At 74.0% G+C, this 17,550-nt stretch carries 14 protein-coding genes and 1 tRNA gene; 5 read left to right on the top strand and 10 right to left on the bottom strand.

The features are described from left to right. Window positions 1-4: 4 nt before the first annotated feature. Window positions 5-77, bottom strand: a tRNA-Asn gene (locus tag RZ84_RS11460). 218 nt (window positions 78-295) lie between these two features. Between RZ84_RS11460 and RZ84_RS11465 the strand changes: the two genes are divergently transcribed. After that, window positions 296-595 carry a hypothetical protein gene (locus tag RZ84_RS11465; RefSeq protein WP_043264235.1) on the top strand — a complete coding sequence of 100 codons (300 nt, stop codon included), beginning with the start codon at window positions 296-298 and terminating at the stop codon, window positions 593-595. A 79-nt stretch (window positions 596-674) separates the two neighbouring features. Beyond that, window positions 675-2,144 (top strand): FGGY family carbohydrate kinase, encoded by a 1,470-nt coding sequence (locus tag RZ84_RS11470; RefSeq protein WP_078893693.1) that lies wholly within the window; start codon window positions 675-677, stop codon window positions 2,142-2,144. A 28-nt stretch (window positions 2,145-2,172) separates the two neighbouring features. Here the strand turns inward: RZ84_RS11470 and RZ84_RS11475 are convergent, their stop codons facing one another. The 5 genes from RZ84_RS11475 to RZ84_RS11495 form a co-directional block, all read right to left on the bottom strand. Beyond that, a complete protein-coding gene (locus RZ84_RS11475) occupies window positions 2,173-3,420 on the bottom strand; it encodes an RNA polymerase sigma factor (RefSeq protein WP_043264237.1) in 1,248 nt (415 codons plus the stop codon). A 116-nt stretch (window positions 3,421-3,536) separates the two neighbouring features. Then, on the bottom strand, window positions 3,537-5,453 hold the full coding sequence (gene dnaG / locus RZ84_RS11480; protein ID WP_043264238.1) for a DNA primase: 1,917 nt from the start codon (window positions 5,451-5,453) through the stop codon (window positions 3,537-3,539). Window positions 5,454-6,124: 671 nt separating this feature from the next. After that, the gene (locus RZ84_RS11485; protein ID WP_043264239.1) at window positions 6,125-7,387 is read right to left on the bottom strand and encodes an NAD(P)/FAD-dependent oxidoreductase; all 1,263 of its coding nucleotides are present in this window, start codon (window positions 7,385-7,387) and stop codon (window positions 6,125-6,127) included. A gap of 194 nt (window positions 7,388-7,581) precedes the next feature. Further along, window positions 7,582-8,970, bottom strand: coding sequence for a deoxyguanosinetriphosphate triphosphohydrolase (locus RZ84_RS11490; RefSeq protein WP_043264240.1), 1,389 nt, complete (start codon window positions 8,968-8,970; stop codon window positions 7,582-7,584). Continuing rightward, window positions 8,967-9,923, bottom strand: a complete 957-nt coding sequence (locus RZ84_RS11495; protein WP_043264241.1) for a sirohydrochlorin chelatase — start codon at window positions 9,921-9,923, stop codon at window positions 8,967-8,969. Before RZ84_RS11495 ends, RZ84_RS11490 begins: the two co-directional genes overlap by 4 nt. 160 nt (window positions 9,924-10,083) lie before the next feature. On the opposite strand from RZ84_RS11495, the gene RZ84_RS11500 reads away from it, so the two are divergent. Further along, entirely contained in the window at window positions 10,084-12,288 is a 2,205-nt protein-coding gene (locus tag RZ84_RS11500; protein WP_043264242.1) for a molybdopterin oxidoreductase family protein, read from the top strand. A gap of 36 nt (window positions 12,289-12,324) precedes the next feature. On the opposite strand, the gene RZ84_RS11505 is transcribed toward RZ84_RS11500, so the two are convergent. Both RZ84_RS11505 and RZ84_RS11510 read right to left on the bottom strand, forming a co-directional pair. Continuing rightward, complete coding sequence (locus RZ84_RS11505) at window positions 12,325-13,344, bottom strand: adenosine deaminase (RefSeq protein ID WP_198539970.1); 1,020 nt, start codon at window positions 13,342-13,344, stop codon at window positions 12,325-12,327. A 96-nt stretch (window positions 13,345-13,440) separates the two neighbouring features. Further along, window positions 13,441-13,902 carry a gamma-glutamylcyclotransferase family protein gene (locus tag RZ84_RS11510; protein ID WP_043264243.1) on the bottom strand — a complete coding sequence of 154 codons (462 nt, stop codon included), beginning with the start codon at window positions 13,900-13,902 and terminating at the stop codon, window positions 13,441-13,443. Window positions 13,903-14,160: 258 nt separating this feature from the next. On the opposite strand from RZ84_RS11510, the gene RZ84_RS11515 reads away from it, so the two are divergent. Beyond that, entirely contained in the window at window positions 14,161-14,841 is a 681-nt protein-coding gene (locus RZ84_RS11515) for a SanA/YdcF family protein (protein ID WP_043269644.1), read from the top strand. A gap of 45 nt (window positions 14,842-14,886) precedes the next feature. Here RZ84_RS11515 and RZ84_RS11520 read toward each other — a convergent pair whose 3' ends face one another. Both RZ84_RS11520 and cutA read right to left on the bottom strand, forming a co-directional pair. After that, entirely contained in the window at window positions 14,887-16,233 is a 1,347-nt protein-coding gene (locus tag RZ84_RS11520; RefSeq protein WP_198539971.1) for a trypsin-like serine peptidase, read from the bottom strand. A 1-nt stretch (window position 16,234) separates the two neighbouring features. Next, the gene (gene cutA, locus RZ84_RS11525; protein ID WP_241777663.1) at window positions 16,235-16,609 is read right to left on the bottom strand and encodes a divalent-cation tolerance protein CutA; all 375 of its coding nucleotides are present in this window, start codon (window positions 16,607-16,609) and stop codon (window positions 16,235-16,237) included. Window positions 16,610-17,194: 585 nt separating this feature from the next. Here cutA and RZ84_RS11530 point away from each other — a divergent pair. Further along, the coding region (locus tag RZ84_RS11530) for a cupin domain-containing protein (protein ID WP_107068260.1) at window positions 17,195-17,550 on the top strand (356 nt) is incomplete at its 3' end.

Consider the following 17,550-nt stretch of genomic DNA (forward strand, 5'->3'; position numbering starts at 1 on the left):
CGAGCTCCCCCGACTGGACTCGAACCAGTAACCTGCCGGTTAACAGCCGGCTGCTCTGCCAATTGAGCTACAGGGGATTGCTCTGTGTGCCTCGAATGCATCGCTGTCCGGGCTTCCGGACGGCGGGCGCTCGCTGCGACACATACATTAGCGCAAGCAGGGGGGTGCTCCGCCAATCGGTATCGCCTCAGATCGCCGCAGGTGATCTCCGGCGCCGGAGGGCAGGTGCGCAGCCCGGTGGTCCGCTGCCTCCCGGCACCGGACGGGGATCGAGCGGCAAGGGAAAGGTGGAGCGATGCGCTACCGGCTCACGTTCATCGCGGGACTGGCGGTGGGGTATGTGCTCGGCACGCGGGCCGGCCGGGAGCGGTACGAGCAGCTGAGGAAGGGCGCGCAGCGGATCGCGCAGAACCCCGCGGTCCGCAACACCGCCGAGTCCGCGGCGCTGACCGGGCGGCAGACCGCGACCAAGGTGTTCGGGACGGTTTCCGCGAAGATCGAGGGGCGGCTGCCGGCGCCGGTCGCCGAGCGGGTGCGGTCGCTGCGCGAGCAGCGTGCGGCCGACGAGGACGACTGGGGCACCAGCAACACCTGAGGCTCCGGAGGCGCCCGGGCCCCTGCCGGGCAAACCCTGACTCTCTCCCCATGCGGCCCATGGGGCATCATCTGGGGCCATGGGGATAGTCGCCGGGTTGGACAGTTCGTCCGAGAGCACACGGATCGTGGTCTGCGATGCGGACACGGGTGCCGTCGTCAGGCAGGGGTATGCACCGCACCCCGTCGAGAAGGGGCCCGATGTCGATCCGCAGGCGTGGCTGATGTCACTCGGCGAGGCCGCGGGGAACGGGCTGCTGGAGGGCGTGCAGGCCATCGGGGTCTCCGCGCAGCAGCACGGGCTGGTACCGCTGGACGCGGACGGGAACCTCGTCCGGCCGGCGCTGGTGGGCAACGACAAGCGGGCGCAGAGCGCGGCGGCGGATCTGGTGGATTCGCTGGGCGGCCGGTCCGCGTGGGCGCAGGCCGTCGGGTCGGTGCCGCAGGCGGCGCACCCGGTGACCAAGCTGCGCTGGCTGGCGCGTAGCGAGCCGGCGAACGCGGCGCGGATCGCGGAGGTCATGCAGCCGCACGACTGGCTGGCCTGGCAGCTGCTGGGCCGGCCGGCGCGGCGGACGACGGACCGGGGCGGGGCCTCGGCGACCGGTTTCTGGTCGGCGGCGAACGGCACGTACCGGCCGGACCTGGTGGAGTTGGCGCTGGGGCACCAGGTGCGGCTCCCGGAGGTGCTGGGCCCGTCGGGCACCGCCGGTTTCACGCCGGAGGGGCTGCTGATCTCGGCCGGTACCGGCGAGACGATGGCCGCGGCCTTCGGGCTGGGGGTCGGCGTCGGCGACGCGGTGGTGTCGCTGGGCGCCTCGGGGTCGGTCTTCGGCATCCACGACGAGGCGCTGGTCGATCCGTCCGGGACGATCACCTCGTTCGCGGACGCGACCGGGCGGCATCTGCCGGTGGTGCACATCACCAACGCGGTGCGGGTGCTGCGCGGTGCGGCGGAGATGCTCGGCACGGATCCGGCGGGGCTGTCCGACCTGGCGCTGAAGTCGTCGCCGGGCGCGTACGGCATGGTGCTGCTGCCCTATCTGGAGGGCGAGCGGACGCCTCATCTGCCGCACACCGCAGGGTCGTTGCACGGGATGCGCCGGGAGAGCATGAAGCCGGAGCATCTTGCGCGGGCGGCCGTGGAGGGCATGCTGTGCGGGCTCGCGGACGCACTGGACGTGCTGCGCGGGCGGGGCGTCGCGGTGCGCCGGGTGTTCCTGCTGGGCGCGGCGGCCGAGCTGGGCGCGGTGCAGGCGGCGGCGCCCGGGCTGTTCGGGGCGCAGGTCGTGGTGCCGCAGCCGGCCGACTACGCGGCGCTGGGCGCGGCCCGGCAGGCGGCCTGGGCGTGGAACACGGCGCACCGTACGGGTACCCCGGCCGCCGGTGGGGACGGCGGACCGGGGTACACCGAGCCTCCGCAGTGGCCGGCGGCGGCGAGCCAGGTCTTCGAGCCGGGCGAGGAGCTGCCGGTCTGGCAGGCCGTGCGCCAGCAGTACGCGGCGGTGCGCGACGAGGCCCATCCGGGGGCGTTCCAGTGGGAGGGCTGACCGGACCGCGGCGCCGGCGCGCCGGGGCTCAGTCGAGGTAGCCGCGGAGCTGGTCGGCGAAGGCGTGGTCGCGGAGCTTGTTGAGGGTCTTGGACTCGATCTGCCGTATCCGTTCGCGGGTGACGCCGAAGATCCGGCCGATCTCCTCCAGGGTGCGGGGGCGGCCGTCGGCCAGGCCGTAGCGGAGCTGGACGACCTTGCGCTCGCGTTCGCCGAGGGTGGACAGGACCGCGTCGAGGTGTTCGCGGAGCAGCAGGAACGCGGCGGATTCGACGGGTGAGGCGGCGTCGCCGTCCTCGATGAGGTCGCCGAGGGCGACGTCCTCCTCCTCTCCCACGGGGGCGTGCAGGGAGACCGGTTCCTGGGCTAGCCGCAGCACCTCGCTGACGCGTTCCTCGGTGAGGTCGAGGCTGGCGGCGACCTCCTCGGGGGTCGGTTCGCAGCCGCGCTCCTGGAGCATCCGGCGCTGGACGCGTACGACGCGGTTGATCAGCTCGACGACATGGACCGGGACGCGGATGGTGCGGGCCTGGTCGGCGAGGGCGCGGGACATGGCCTGGCGGATCCACCAGGTCGCGTAGGTGGAGAACTTGTAGCCGCGGGCGTAGTCGAACTTCTCGACGGCGCGGATCAGTCCGAGGTTTCCCTCCTGGACGAGGTCGAGCATGGTCAGCCCGCGGCCGACGTAGCGCTTGGCGACGGAGACCACGAGGCGGAGGTTGGCCTCGATGAGGCGGCGCTTGGCCATCCGGCCCAGGACCACCAACTTGTCCAGGTCGTAGGCGAGTTGGGAGTCCAGGTCGGGGGTTCCGGTGAGCTTCTCCTCGGCGAACAGGCCGGCCTCGACACGGCGGGCGAGCTCGACCTCCTCGGCCGCGGTGAGCAGCGGGATCCGGCCGATCTCGCGGAGGTACTGGCGGAAGAGGTCGGAGGACGGGCTGCCGGTCCCGGGGTGGGGCGGCGGCTCGGGGGTGATCTCCTCCAGGACCATCTCGGCGGCGGGGGGTTCGGGCTGCTGCGGGACCGTGACCTGCCCGGTCGGCAGGTCGGCGTTGACCGGGGTGGCCGGTGTGCCGGCGGCCGGTGCGTCGGGGAGGGTCTGGGTCTGCACGGGGGCGACCTCCAGGGTGATCGCGTCTGGGGCGGCAGAGAGCCCGGGAACGGTCGCGGCCGAGCCGCCGTCCGTCCCGTACGTCACGAACGGCTGCGCGGGCGACCCGCGGCCCGTACGGGGGTGCGTACGACCGGGTGTGCCGCGCTCCGAGGACTCAGGCACCGTTCCTCAGTGTGGAGTACGACACACTCCCGCCACGAGGGGCGTGCGGGCACTTTTTGAGTCCGGTCCGTGACCGGATGGCTACCGGGAGGTGCCGGGCGGCCCGGGAGGCGCCGCTACAGGGCTCCGTAGCCGCGCTCGCGGAGGGCCTGGCCGTACTGCTGGAGGACCCAGAGCTCGTTCTGGACGGCGGCCAGGTGCTCGGGGTCGGCGCGCGGGCCCAAGCGCTGGAGGGTGCCGCGGATCTCGGTGACCCGCTGGTTGACGGCGGCGAGGCGGACGGCGACCAACTGGACGCCGGCGTACGCCTCGTCGGGCTCGCGGCGGGTGTGCAGCGGCTCCACGGTGAGCTCGGTGACCATGGCGCGGACGGTGTCGTCGGGCGCCGCCTCGCGGACCCGGGGGACATAGCCGCTGTCCGCGGCGCCGGCCGCGGCGCCGCCGGCGTCCTCGATGCACTGGCGGACCACGGCGTAGGGCGGCGCGGTGAACTCGTCGGCGCCGTATGCGTCGAAGGCCGGGGAGACCAGGTCGGGGCGCTGGAGTGCGAGCTTGAGCAGCTCCCGCTCGACGCGGTGGGCGGGGCTGCGGAGGTTGAGGGCGGGGCCGCCGGTGCCGGCCGCGGGGCGCTGCGGGGCGGCGGCCGGGGCCGGGCCGGGGCGCTGCGGGCGGCCCTGGCCGGAGCCGCCGTCGCGCCCGCGCTCCCGGGCCCAGCGGGCGAGCTGGCCGACCCGGCGGACGACGAACTGGGTGTCCAGGATGCCGAGCATGCCGGCCAGCTGGACGGCGGATTCGTGCTGGATGGAGCTGTTCTTGATGTTCGCCACGATGGGGGCCGCCTCGTCCAGCGCGGCGGCCCGGCCCACGGTGGTGTCCAGGTTGTGCCGGGAGACGACGTGGCGCAGCGCGAACTCGAAGAGCGGGGTACGGGACTCGACGAGGTCGGCGACCGCCTGGTCGCCCTTGGCGAGCCGCAGGTCGCAGGGGTCCATGCCGCCGGGGGTGATCGCGATGGAGGTCTCGGCGGCGAACTTCTGGTCGTCCTCGAAGGCGCGCAGCGCGGCCTTCTGGCCGGCGGCGTCGCCGTCGAAGGTGAAGACGACCTCGGAGCCGGAGTTGTCCATCAGCAGACGGCGGAGGATCTTGATGTGGCCCTCGCCGAAGGCGGTGCCGCAGGTGGCGATGGCGGTGGTGATCCCGGCCAGATGGCAGGCCATGACGTCGGTGTAGCCCTCGACGACCACCGCGCGGTTGGTCCTGGCGATCTCCTTCTTGGCGAGGTCGATGCCGTACAGGACATGGGACTTGCGGTAGTTGGGGGTCTCGGGGGTGTTCAGGTACTTCGGGCCGTTGTCGTCGTCGCGGAGCTTGCGGGCGCCGAAGCCGACGACCTCGCCGGCGATGTCGCGGATGGGCCACATCAGACGGCCGCGGAAGCGGTCGATGGGGCCGCGGCGGCCCTCCTGGGAGAGGCCGGAGAGGATCAGCTCCTGGTCGCTGAAGCCGCGCCCGCGCAGGAAGCGGGTGAGGTGATCCCAACCGGCGGGGCTGTAGCCGACGCCGAAGTGCTGGGCTGCGGCCTGGTCGAAGCCGCGCTCGGCGAGGAACTTCCGGGCGATCTCGGCCTCGGGGGCGTCCAGCTGCTCCACGTAGAACGCGGCGGCGGCCTTGTGGGCCTCCACGAGGCGGGTGCGCTCGCCCTGCTGGCGGCCGGGGGTGTAGCCGCCCTCCTCGTACCGGAGGGTGATGCCGGCCTGGGAGGCGAGGCGCTCGATGGTCTCGGCGAAGGAGAGGTGGTCGATCTTCATGATGAAGTCGACGGTGTCGCCGCCCTCCTGGCAGCCGAAGCAGTGGTAGAGCCCCTTGGCCGGGCTCACGTGGAACGACGGGGACTTCTCGTCGTGGAAGGGGCACAGGCCCTTGAGATTGCCGCCGCCGGCGTTGCGGAGCTGGAGGTACTCGGACACGACGGCGTCGATCGGGACCGCGTCCCGCACCGCCTTCACATCGTCATCGTTGATCCTGCCTGCCACGCCTGAATTCTACGGTGGGGGTCGGACATCGCCGGGCGGGGCGGGGTTCGGTGCGGGGGGGTGGGGCGGGGCTCAGGCCGGTGCGGCCCGGACTCGCTGCCTTGGACTCGGCTGCCTTGGAGTCGGTTGCCTTGGAGTCGGTTGGCGAGGGCGTGCGGCGGGGCCTCCGCTTCCCCCCACCCCCGAACCCACCCCCCGCCCCCTCCCCCGAAGGGGGAGAGGGGGAGGGGGCGGGGGAAGCATTCCGCGTCCGCCCGGCCCGCACCGCCCACACCGACCGCCCGGCCCCGCCCGCCGGCCCCACAGCCCCGCCCGTCGGCCCGGCAGCCCGCCGCGCCCCTGGCTGCCCCTCCCCGCGTCGCCGCCCCGCTCCCCCACGTCGCCCCCCTCCGGCGCGTCGCCCGCTACCCTCCGGCTCGGCGCCGATCATGCGGATGCCGGGGTTCAAAGCAGCGGCAGCAGCGGTAGCGGCGGACGTCGGCCCGCTGCCGCCGGGGGGCGCCGGGCCCGGGAGCACGGCAGGGGCGTGGGGTGCGCCCGGCCCACCGGCCGCCTACCGGCCTCCCGCCTGGCGGCCTCCCGGACGTCGTCGAACGGGACCCGCCACCGGCCGGGACGGACGTACCCGTGGCGGCCATGGGTCTCCTGCGCCCTATAGCCCCTATAGCCCCCTACGGCACCAGCGACTCCAGAGGAACGGACGGGTCCTGAAGCTTCTCGGGGTCCAACGGGGCGCCGGAGCGGATCAGTTGCTGGACGGTGTCGGTGACGTCCCAGACGTTGACGTTCATGCCGGCCAGCAGGCGTCCTTCGCTGAGCCAGAAGGCGATGAACTCCCGCTTGCCGACGTCGCCGCGGCACACGACCTGGTCGTACGAGCCGGGCGGGGCGTAGCCGGAGTACTCCATGCCGAGGTCGTACTGGTCGGAGAAGAAGTACGGGATGCGGTCGTAGCTGACGTCCTGGCCGAGCATGGCGCGGGCCGCGGCGGGGCCGCCGTTGAGGGCGTTGGCCCAGTGCTCGACGCGCAACCGGGTGTCGAGCAGCGGGTGGTCGGCGGCGGCGACGTCGCCGGCGGCGTAGATGTACGGGTCGGAGGTGCGCAGCGCGGCGTCGACGGCGATGCCGCCGCCGTCGGCGCGGTCGACGACGTCGAGGCCGGCCTGTTCGGCGAGGGCGGTGCGCGGGGCGGCGCCGATGGCGGCGAGTACGTCGTGGGCGGGGTGTTCCTCGCCGTCGTCGGTGCGGACGGCCAGCACCATGCCGTCGTGGCCGACGATTTCGGTGAAGCGGGCGCCGAAGTGGAAGCGGACGCCGTGTTCGCTGTGCAGGTCGGTGAAGAGCGCGCCGAGTTCGGGCCCGAGGATGCCGTGCAGCGGGGTCGGTTGGGGCTCGACGATGGTGACCTCGGCGCCGTAGGAGCGGGCGGCGGCGGCGACTTCGAGGCCGATCCAGCCGGCGCCGGCGATGACCAGGTGGCCGTTGTCGCGGCCCAGGGAAGCCAGCACGCCGCGCAGCCGTTCGGCGTGCGCGAGGCGCCGGAGGTGGTGCACGCCGGCGAGCCCGGTGCCGGGGATGTGCAGGCGGCGCGGTTCGGCGCCGGTGGCCAGCAGCAGCTTGTCGTAGGCGATGAGGGTGCCGTCGCCCAGGCGTACGGTCTTGGCCGCGGGGTCCAGGTGGACGGCGGGCTGGCCCAGGTGGAGCTCGATGTGGGCCTGGGCGTAGAAGGCGGGTTCATGGATGAACACGCTGTCCCGCTCGTCCTTGCCGAGCAGGTACCCCTTGGAGAGCGGGGGCCGCTCGTAGGGGTGGTCGCGCTCGTCGCAGATGAGGATCACCCGGCCGGTGAATCCCTCTGCGCGGAGAGTCTCCGCGGCCTTCGCTCCGGCCAGGCCACCCCCGACGATGACGAACGTCTGGTGTGCGTCGACCACTTGCTTCCTCCTCGTTGCGGTGCCGTACGTCCGCGTCCGCGTCCGTAAACGCCCCCGTTGTCGCCCCCGTTGGTGCTCCCCGTTGCGCGTGCCCCCGTTGCTCCGTTCGTTCGTGTGCGGTGCCCCGTGCGAATCGTCGTGGACGAGCGTCCCGCACGGAGCGTGATGGGGGAAGAGGGGCTGCCCCCCTAGGGTCACCCTGGGTTGCCCCAAGCGTTACCAGGGGGACGTGTGAGACGGGCGTGAAGAGAGCGCGCGGAGGCGTCCGTGAGGGCCGCGATCTGGTCGATGACGGCGCGCATCCGGGCGGTGTCGTCGGCCGCCGCGGCGAACAGCGAACGGAACTGCGGATCAAGGCCGTCCGGGGCGCGGGCGAGCAGCGCCTCGGCGAGTTCGGCGATCACCACGCGCTGGTCGGCGCGGAGGGCTTCCTGGTCGGGGCGCTGTATGACGTACCGGTCGGCGACCGCTTTGAGAACGGCGCATTCCAGCCGGGTTTCGGCCGGAACCACCAGCTCCGCCGCGTAGCGGGTGAGCCGCCCGGCCCCTCCGCCGGAGCCCGGACGGCTCCGGGGGTACCCCCATCGGGCCCGGGTCGCGCCCTCGGCGGCCTGGCAGAACCGGCCGATCAGCTGGCTGGTGGCGTCCTTGAGGCGGGCCTGGGCGAGCGCCGTGCCGTCGTAGCCGTGCGGCCACCACTCCTGGTCGAGGAGGCGGTCCAGGGCGGCGGCCAGTTCCGCCTCGCCGGCGCCGGGGGCGTAGCGCTCGGCGGCCACCGCGAAGATCTCGGCGCGTTCGGCGTCGGCGAGCAGCACGTTGGGGTCGAGGTGGCCGGCGTGCAGCCCGTCCTCGACGTCGTGCACCGAGTACGCGACGTCGTCGGACCAGTCCATGACCTGCGCCTCGAAGCTGCGGGCGGCGGTCGGGGCGCCGGCGCGGAACCACGCGTAGACCGGCAGGTCGTCCTCGTAGACGCCGAACTTCGGGGAGTCGGGGTCGTCGGGGTGCCCGCCGCGCGGCCAGGGGTACTTGGTGGCGGCGTCCAGGGCGGCGCGGGTGAGGTTGAGGCCGACGCTGACCGGGTGGCCGTCCGCGGCGGGCACGAACCGCTTGGGCTCCAGACGGGCCAGCAGCCGCAGCGACTGGGCGTTGCCCTCGAAGCCGCCGCAGGGCGCGGCGACCTCGTTGAGGGCCTGTTCGCCGTTGTGGCCGAAGGGCGGGTGGCCGAGGTCGTGCGCCAGGCAGGCGGTCTCGACCAGGTCGGGGTCGCAGCCGAGGGCGGCGCCCAGTTCCCGGCCGACCTGGGCGCACTCCAGGGAGTGCGTCAGCCGGGTGCGGGGGCTGGCGTCCCAGGCGTGGGTGTGGGTGCCGGGGGTGACGACCTGGGTCTTGCCGGCGAGCCGGCGCAGCGCGGCGGAGTGCAGGACCCGGGCGCGGTCGCGTTGGAAGGCGGTGCGTCCGGGGCGTTTGTCCGGTTCGGGGACCCAGCGTTCGGCGTCGGCCGCGGTGTAGCCGGGAGTCGTCGGGTGCGGAGCCGGGCCCGCTTCCGGGGGCGGAGGGGTGGTCGGTGTTGTGCCCGTCATACAGCGACGGTAGCCGCCCTGATGCCCTCGGTGCCGGATCCGGTACGCGCGCTGAGCGCCTGGTCGTAGCGGTGCAGGACGAGCCGGGCCAGTGCGGTGTGGTCGCCCAGGGGGCCGGCGGCGGGCCCGGGGGCGGCTGCCGCGCACTGGTCGGCGAACCGGCCGGGGGCGGTGAAGCAGGCGGCGACGGCTATCCGGCGGGGGTCGTGGCCGCGAGCGGTGAGGGTCCGTATCGCCTCGGGGACGGTGGGGGCGGCGGCGGAGGCGTAGGCGGGGAGGACGGGCAGGCCGCCGAGGCGGGCGGAGAGCAGCCGGGCGGTGCGGGCGGTGTCCTCGGCGGAGCGGGGTGCGCGGGAGCCGGCGGCGGCGAGTACGACCGCGCTGCGGGCCCGGGGGCGGGCGGACAGGCCGGCCTCCAGGAGGCGGTCGTGCAGCGCCTCGGCGAGGAGGGGGTGCGGGCCCAGGGGTGCGGCGATCCGGCCGGTGAGGTGGTCGGCGGCGGCGAGTGCGGCCGGCAGGTCGTGGGTGACGTGGTGGCCGTGGGTGAGGAGCAGCGGTACGAGAACGGCCTGGCCGCGCAGCCCGGCGAGGGTGTCGGCGAGCAGCGGCCGGTCGAGCTCGATGTGGCCGAGGCGTACGGGCAGGCCGGGGCGGAGGGCGCGGACGCGGGCGAGGAGGGCGCGGACGGTGGGGGCGGCCTGGGGGTGGCGGCTGCCGTGGGCCACGGCCACGAGGGTGGGCGCGGCGGCCCGGGCGGGGGCGGGCGCGGGGGCCTCGGGGGCGGGGCGGGTCCCGGTGGGGCGCCGGTAGCCGTGCAGGTGGACGGTGCGGAGCCGGCTGTTGAGCTGGTCGGTGATCGCGGACGCGAGCTCGGCCGCGCCGATGGGGGCGGCGGGCGGGGCGGCGGGGTCGTGCGGATCCGGAGCGGGGTGGTGGGGTGTCGGCGCCGTCATGGACCGAGCCTGGCAACCGTTCGTTGCGGTTCCGTTTCCCCGGTGGGAACTCTGTGTGCCGTCGCACCTCAGCGGCCCGCGCGCCCCGTGGGAGGTCTCCGCCGCCCGCCCGAAACACACCCGATCCGTGCCCGTAACAGGCCCGTACCACGCTGTGTGCATGGACGCCGCGACCGTTGAGACCCACTGCCCGTACTGTGCCCTGCAATGCGGTATGGGTCTGCGGCCCGCCGGCCGGGGTGCCGGGCCCGCCGTGGAGGTCGTCGAGCGGACCGCCTTCCCCGTGAACCGGGGCGCCCTGTGCGGTAAGGGCCGTACCGCCGCCGAGCTGCTCACTCCGGGGGCGCGGCTGTCCTCCCCCCTGGTGCGGGAGGCCGCCACGGGGGAGCTGGTGCCGGCCGGCTGGGACGAGGCGCTGGACCGGGTCGCGGACGGGCTGCGGCGGGCCGGCGCGGCCCACGGGAAGGACGCGGTCGCGGTGTTCGGCGGCGGTGGGCTGACGAACGAGAAGGCGTACACGCTGGGCAAGTTCGCGCGGGTGGTGCTCGGCACGTCGCAGATCGACTACAACGGCCGGTTCTGCATGTCGTCGGCCGCGGCGGCGCACGGCCGGGCGTTCGGGCTGGACCGCGGGCTGCCGTTCCCGCTGGCCGATGTGGCGCGTACCGGGTGCGTCATCCTGGTCGGGTCCAACCTGGCCGAGACGATGCCGCCGGCGCTGCGCTATCTGACCGAGCTGAAGGAGAACGGCGGCCGGCTGATCGTCGTCGACCCGCGCCGCACCCGCACCGCCGAGCAGGCCGATCTGCATCTCGCGCCCCGGCCCGGCACGGATCTGGCGCTGGCCCTGGGGCTGCTGCACCTGGTGGTGGCGCAGGGCCGTACGGACGAGGAGTTCATCGCGGAGCGCACCAGCGGCTGGCCGGAGGCGCGGGCCGCCGCGATGGCGCACTGGCCGGAGATGGTGGAACGGATCACCGGCGTTCCGGTTCCGCAACTCCGCGAAGCGGTCCGGATGTTCTGCGACGCCCCGTCCTCGATGGTGCTGACGGCGCGCGGCCCGGAGCAGCAGGCGAAGGGCACCGACACCGTGGGGGCGTGGATCAACCTGTGCCTGGCGACCGGGCGGGCGGGCCGGGAGCTGTCCGGTTACGGCTGCCTGACCGGCCAGGGCAACGGCCAGGGGGGACGCGAACACGGCCAGAAGGCGGACCAGTTGCCCGGCTACCGCAAGCTGGACGACCCGGCGGCGCGCCGCCATGTGGCGCAGGTGTGGGGCGTCGAGGCGGAGTCGCTGCCGGGTCCGGGCCGCAGCGCGTACGAACTGCTGGAGGCGCTGGGCGGCGAGGTCCGGGCGCTGCTGCTGATGGGCTCCAACCCGGTCGTCTCCGCGCCGCGCGCCGCCCATGTGGAGGGGCGGATCCGGTCGCTGGACTTCCTGGCGGTGGCGGACGTGGTGCTGTCCGAGACGGCTCAACTGGCCGATGTGGTGCTGCCGGTCGCCCAGTGGGCGGAGGAGACCGGCACCACGACCAACCTGGAGGGCCGGGTGCTGCTGCGCCGCCGCGCGGTGGACCCGCCGCCCGGGGTGCGGACGGACCTGGAGGTGCTCGGCGGTCTGGCGGCGCGGCTGGGGCACGCCAAGGGCTTTCCGAGCGACCCGGAGGAGGTCTTCGACGAGCTGCGGCGCGCGTCGGCGGGCGGTCCGGCGGACTACTCGGGGATCACCTACGGGCGGATCGCGGCGGAGGACGGGGTGTTCTGGCCGTGCCCGGCGGGGCCGGAGCCCGCAGCTGACGGCGAGCCGGCGGCCGACGGGGCGCCCGGCGGCGGGCCGGCGACCAACGGGATGTCAGACGGCGAACCGGCGGACTCCGCGGCGGCGCCGCCGGTCCCGCACCCCGGGACCCCGCGCCTCTTCCTCGACCGGTTCGCGACGCCCGACGGCCGGGCCCGGTTCGTCCCCGTGGCGCACCGCCCGGCGGCCGAGGAGACCGACACCGCGTACCCGGTGGTGCTGACCACGGGGCGGGTGCTGGCCCAGTACCAGTCGGGGGCGCAGACCCGCCGGGTGGCCGAGCTGAACGCGGCCGAGCCCGGCCCGTACGTCCAGCTCCATCCGCAGCTGGCGGAGCGGCTCGGCGTCGCGGACGGCGAGCCGGTGGCGGTGGTCTCCCGGCGCGGCCGGGCGGTCGCACCGGCCCGGGTGAGCGGGACGATCCGCCCGGACACGGTGTTCATGCCGTTCCACTGGGCCGGCGAGGGCCGGGCCAACTCGCTGACCAATCCGGCCCTCGACCCGGTGTCCCGGATGCCGGAGTTCAAGGTGTGCGCGGTGCGGCTGGAGCGGGTGGAGCCGGTCTGACCCAGGTCTGCTCGGCGAACCAGAACCGACTCCCCGTCAGAACGCGTCGAGTTCCTTCAGGTACGCGGCCCGCGTCTCCTCGTCCAGGAACGAGGCCAGGAAGGAGTTGCGGGCCAGCGTCCGCAGCGTCGCGTCGTCCAGCCCCAGGGCGTCCCGTACGGCGATGAAGTTGTCGTCCGCGTAGCCGCCGAAGTAGGCCGGGTCGTCGGAGTTGACGGTCACCAGCAGCCCGGCGTCCAACATGGCGGGCAGCGGGTGGCCGGCGAGGTCGTCGACGACCCGCAGCCGGACGTTGGAGAGCGGGCAGACGGTCAACGGGACGCGGTCGGCCACCAGGCGGGCCACCAGCCGCTCGTCCTCAAGGGAGCGCACCCCGTGGTCGATCCGGTCCACGCCGAGGACGTCCAGCGCTTCCCAGACGTACGAGGCCGGGCCCTCCTCCCCCGCGTGGGCCACGCACTTGAGCCCGGCCTGCCGCGCCAGCTCGTAGACCTCCCGGAACTTCGACGGCGGGTGGCCGACCTCGGCCGAGTCCAGGCCGACGGCGGTGATCCGGTCGAAGTACGGGCGGGCCGCCTCGAAGGTCTCCAGGGCCGAGTCGGCGCTCTCGTCCCGCAGGAAGCACATGATCAGCCGGGTGGTGATGCCGTGGGTCTCCGGCGCGGCGTCCAGGGCGCGGGACAGCCCGCGGACGACCGTCCCTATGGGGACACCGCGGGCGGTGTGCGCCTGCGGGTCGAAGAAGATCTCGGCGTGCCGGACGCCCTGCTCCTTGGCGCGCGCCAGGTAGGCGTCGGCCAGGTCGGCGAAGTCGTCCTCGGTGCGGAGGACCGCCATCAGCGCGTAGTAGAGGTTCAGGAAGGACTGGAGGTCGGTGAAGGAGTAGGCGCGGCGCAGGTCGTCCTCGGTGGCGTACGGCAGGGTGACGCCGTTGCGCTCGGCGAGCGCGAAGGCCAGTCCGGGCTCCAGGGTGCCCTCGATGTGGAGATGCAGTTCGGCCTTGGGGAGGGGGCGATGGGCGGGGGCACTCGGGGAGTTGGAAGGCACTCGGGTCACACCTGTTCTGCTCTGCGGGGGTACTGCGGGGCCCGCTCCGGGGCACCGGAAGCACCGGTTCCGCGGTACGGGAGGAGTCGTCCAGGCTATCCGGGGTCATCCGGGGTTTCCCGCGGGGTGTCCGGGGCGCCCGGTCCAGTCGCCGCCGGCGACCGGCGTCCCGGTGGCCCGCAGCCGGGCGGCCGGCGGCCCGGCCACCAGGTAGACCCAGGCCCGTACGGTCCCGCCGTCCGCGCGGACCGCCTCGGTGGCCACCCGCTCGTAGAGGTTGTGGCCGCTCCCCTCGGCGCCCGGGGTGTAGCCCTCCAGCCGGTCCAGCGCGGTGCGCACGTCCTCGTAGTCGGCGGCGCGCGGCAGCACCAGCGCGCCGTGCACCACGGCGTCCGCCGGCCCGGCGACGGCGTACGGGTACCCGGGGCCCTCGTAGAGCAGCACGCCACGGATGCGGGCCGGTTCCTCGGAGGCGGTCCGGCCGCGCAGGAACCGGGCGTGGTTGGCCTCGCCGGGCCGCAGCGTCCCGTAGACGAAGAACGGCAGGCGCTCGTCCTCGATGGTCATCGGCGGCGGTCCTCTCCCATGGTGGCGAACGGCGTCCCGGCCACAGTCCCATCCCCGTGACCCGTGGCCTGTGACCCGTGACGCCATCGTCCCCCGGCTGCAACCGCGCCGGCCCGTGGTACGTCGCAGCTTGCGACATCGCCCACGGGCGGCGGGCCACGGACAGGGGCGGGAATGCGGGGAATGCGGGGGCGGCGGGCCGGACTGCCGGACTGTATACGGCGGGTACGGATGCTGGGCATCCGGGCGGTACGGGGCATGCGGGTACCGCGGTGGCTGCCGCGCCCGCGGATACCGCGGACCCGGCGCGGGCAGCGGCGCGCGTTCCAGGCGGTCGTGGTGCTGACCGTGCTCGCCCTGGCGCCCGCGACCTGGCTGAACGCCACCGCGGGCCCGCGCGTCCGGACCGTCGCGGCGGCGCCCGCCGCCCCGGTGGCCGTGGTCTTCGGCGCCGGCCTGTGGAACGGCGAGCCGTCTCCGTACCTCGCCCACCGGCTGGACGCCGCCGTGCAGCTCTACGACCGCGGCACGGTCCGCGCGATCCTGGTCACCGGCGACAACAGCCGGCACGACTACGACGAACCGGACGCGATGCGCGGCTATCTGGTACGGCACGGCATCCCGGCCCACAAGATCGTCAGCGACTACGCGGGCTTCGACACCTGGAACTCCTGCACCCGCGCGCACCGCGTCTTCGGCGTGGACCGGGCGGTTCTGGTCAGCCAGGGCTTCCACATCCGGCGCGCGCTGGCGCTGTGCACGGCGGCCGGTATCGAGTCGTACGGCGTCGGGGTCGCCGCCAACCACGACCTGACCTGGGCCTACGGCGGCGTGCGGGAGATCTTCGCGGCGGGGAAGGCGGCGGCGGAGGCGCTGCTGCGGCCCGATCCGCGGTTCCTCGGCCCGAAGGAGAAGGGCGTGGCGGAGGCGCTGCACTGACGGCACCCGCCTCCGGTCACGCCCCCGCCCTCGGGCCCCGGGCCCTCAGAGGAGCCCGGCACCTCCGTCCGAACCCGTCATGTTCGGCGTGTTCTGTCCGCTCTGCGAGTCGTCCGTGCCCGGCGCGCTGTCCGTGCTCGGCCCGTTGTCCGTGCTCGGCAACCCCAGCGGGCCGTCCGTACCCTGACCGCCCTGAGCGCTCTGCCGGCTCTGCTGGTCCTGCTGGTCCTGCTGGTCCTGCTGGGGCTCCTGGTTCTGCTGACTCTGCTGGGACTGTTGGCTCGGCTGGCTCTGCCGGGTCTGTTGGCTCGGCTGGCTCTGCTTGCTCTGCTTGCTCTGTTTGCTCTGCTGGTTCTGCGCGCTCAGGGCGTTCTGGGTGTTCTGCGCGCTCTGTGCGCTCTCCTTGACGGCGCGGTTGTAGAGGCTGCGGATCTCCTTCCCGAAGTACGGGCTGTAGGAGACCCGGTCGCTGTGCGGGCCGCTGGGACCACCGCCGTTGACGCCGCCGATGAGGCCGATGACCCGGCCGGTCTGCGTGTGCTCGTCGAAGTTGGCCAGCCAGGGGCTGCCGGAGGTGCCGCCGAAGAAGCCACCGCAGTCCAGGCGGAGTTCGCGGGTGCCGACCAGGCGGCTGGTGCGGGCGTCGCAGCGTACGGCGCGGTCCGCCGGGTCGCTCTGCGCGCTGGGGTAGCCGATGACACTGACCTGGTTGCGGTAACCGGGCGTGTCGGTCAGGACGTTGCCGCCGGTGACGGACTCGATCATCCGGCCGTGCTCGTCCGGGGCGACGGTGGCGAACGCGAAGTCCAGGTCGGCGCCGGCCCCGCTGGTGGCGCGGTCCGAGTAGGCGAACGTGTCGTCGATGGCCCACACCCCGTAGGGCTGGGATTCCGAACCCGACTGGTACTGCGGGACGAACGCGGCGCGCGCGCCCGGGTTGCAGTGCCCGGCGGTCAGCAGCAGATTGCCGTGCGGGCTGTGCACCACACTGGCGGTGCAGTGGTGCTCGCGCGCCTCCCCGTCGACGGAGAACAGCACGCCGACGGACGGGATGCCGTCGAAGTGACGTGCGGTCGGCGCGAGTTGCGGTGCGGGGGCGGCCGGCTCGTCGCCGCGCTCGTCGGGCGCCGCGGCACCGGCCATCCGCTGCGGCGTCCAGTAGGCGGCGGCGTCCCTGCTGGTCCAGGAGCCGTGCGGGTGGCTCTGGTGGCCGTAGGACACCTGGTCGCCGGGGGGACCGTCGGCCGCGTGGCTCACGGGGGAAGCGGCCAGGCACAGGGTCATGCCCAGGGCGAGCGTCGCCGCTCTCCCCCACCGGCAGCGCAGCCGCCGGCGGTGCACAACGGCGGCACCCGCCGCAACGGCCTTCGACATAGGGGCTGGTAGTGCCACGTCAGCTCGTCTCCTCTGCGACCCAGGCGAGATAGCCGGCGCCGCCGTGCGTGACCGGAGTCGCGATGATCTCCGGGGTCTCGTAGTCATGTGCGGCGAGGAGATGGCTCTCCAGCGCCGCGTACCGCGCGCTCGCCGTCTTGAACAGCACCTGCCACTCCCGGCTGGTCTCCACGGCGCCGTTCCAGCGGTAGACCGAGGTCACCGGCGCGCTGATCTGCGCACAGGCGGCGAGCCTCGCCTCGATCGCGCCGCGCGCCAGCCGCTCGGCCTTCTGCTCGCTGTCGGTGGTCGTCATCACGGTCAGAAAACGCGCCGGCTGCGCGGCCGGGGCCGGCACGGCAGGCGGTTCGTTCAGGGCGGTCGGGTCGGCCACGGTCACGCACCCTTCGCGGTCGGGGTGGGGGGTAGTGCCACTGCGGAGCACATTCGATCTTCGACGCTCATTCCTCGGCGTCCTGTGTCCATTGCTCGGTCCTCGGTCGCCGATCTCCGGTCGCGAGCCACTGATCTGCGGGATTTCCGGTCATCGGTCGTCGGTCGCCCCCCCGGCCCCGTCACCGGGCTCCGACCTCCGGGTATCGTCCTCCGCCATCGATCTTCCGCCATCGATCTTTCTATCCTTCGATCCAGGATCGCCTCGCATCGTACGGATCTTGATGATCAACTGGCGCGCGGCGGGCCGCTTCCCGCGCCCAAGCACCCGGACGCCCCATTCCCGTTCGTATCCTCCGGTCGTTCCCGTTCGTATGTGTCCGTCGTTCCCGTTGGCATCCGTCGGTCGTTCCCGTTCGCATCCGCCGACGGTTGCCGTTCGCATCCGTCAGCCGTTGCCATGCGCATGCGCCGACCCCGCGCCCGAACGCCCCGGTTGCGCCCTCCGGGTCAGGGACAACGATGGAGAGGGGAGTCCCGTGGAGAGGGAGTCCCGCCGCCGGCCCGCACGCGAAAGGCGAGCGCCATGGAGAATCTCGAAACCCTCGTCCGCGACCAACTCGACGACGCCCGCGCCTCCGCGCACGGACGCAGCGCGCACCTCTTCCTGCACGACGGCCCGCTGCGGCAGACCGTGATCGCGCTGCTGGCCGGCACGTCGCTGGACGAGCACAACGCGCCCCCGGCGGCCAGCCTCCAAGTGCTGCGCGGCCGGGTCCGGCTGACCGGCACCGGCTGGGGCCAGGTGCTGACCGCGGGGCAGGTGACGGCGATCCCGCACACCCGGCACGGCCTGACCGCCCTCGATGACTCGGTGGTGCTGCTGACCGCCGTCACGGCGGTACGCGAACCGCTGCGGGCCGCCGTGCCCGCGGGCACGGC

The sequence above is a fragment of the Streptomyces sp. CT34 genome, assembly GCF_000805335.1.
Taxonomy (GTDB): domain Bacteria; phylum Actinomycetota; class Actinomycetes; order Streptomycetales; family Streptomycetaceae; genus Streptomyces.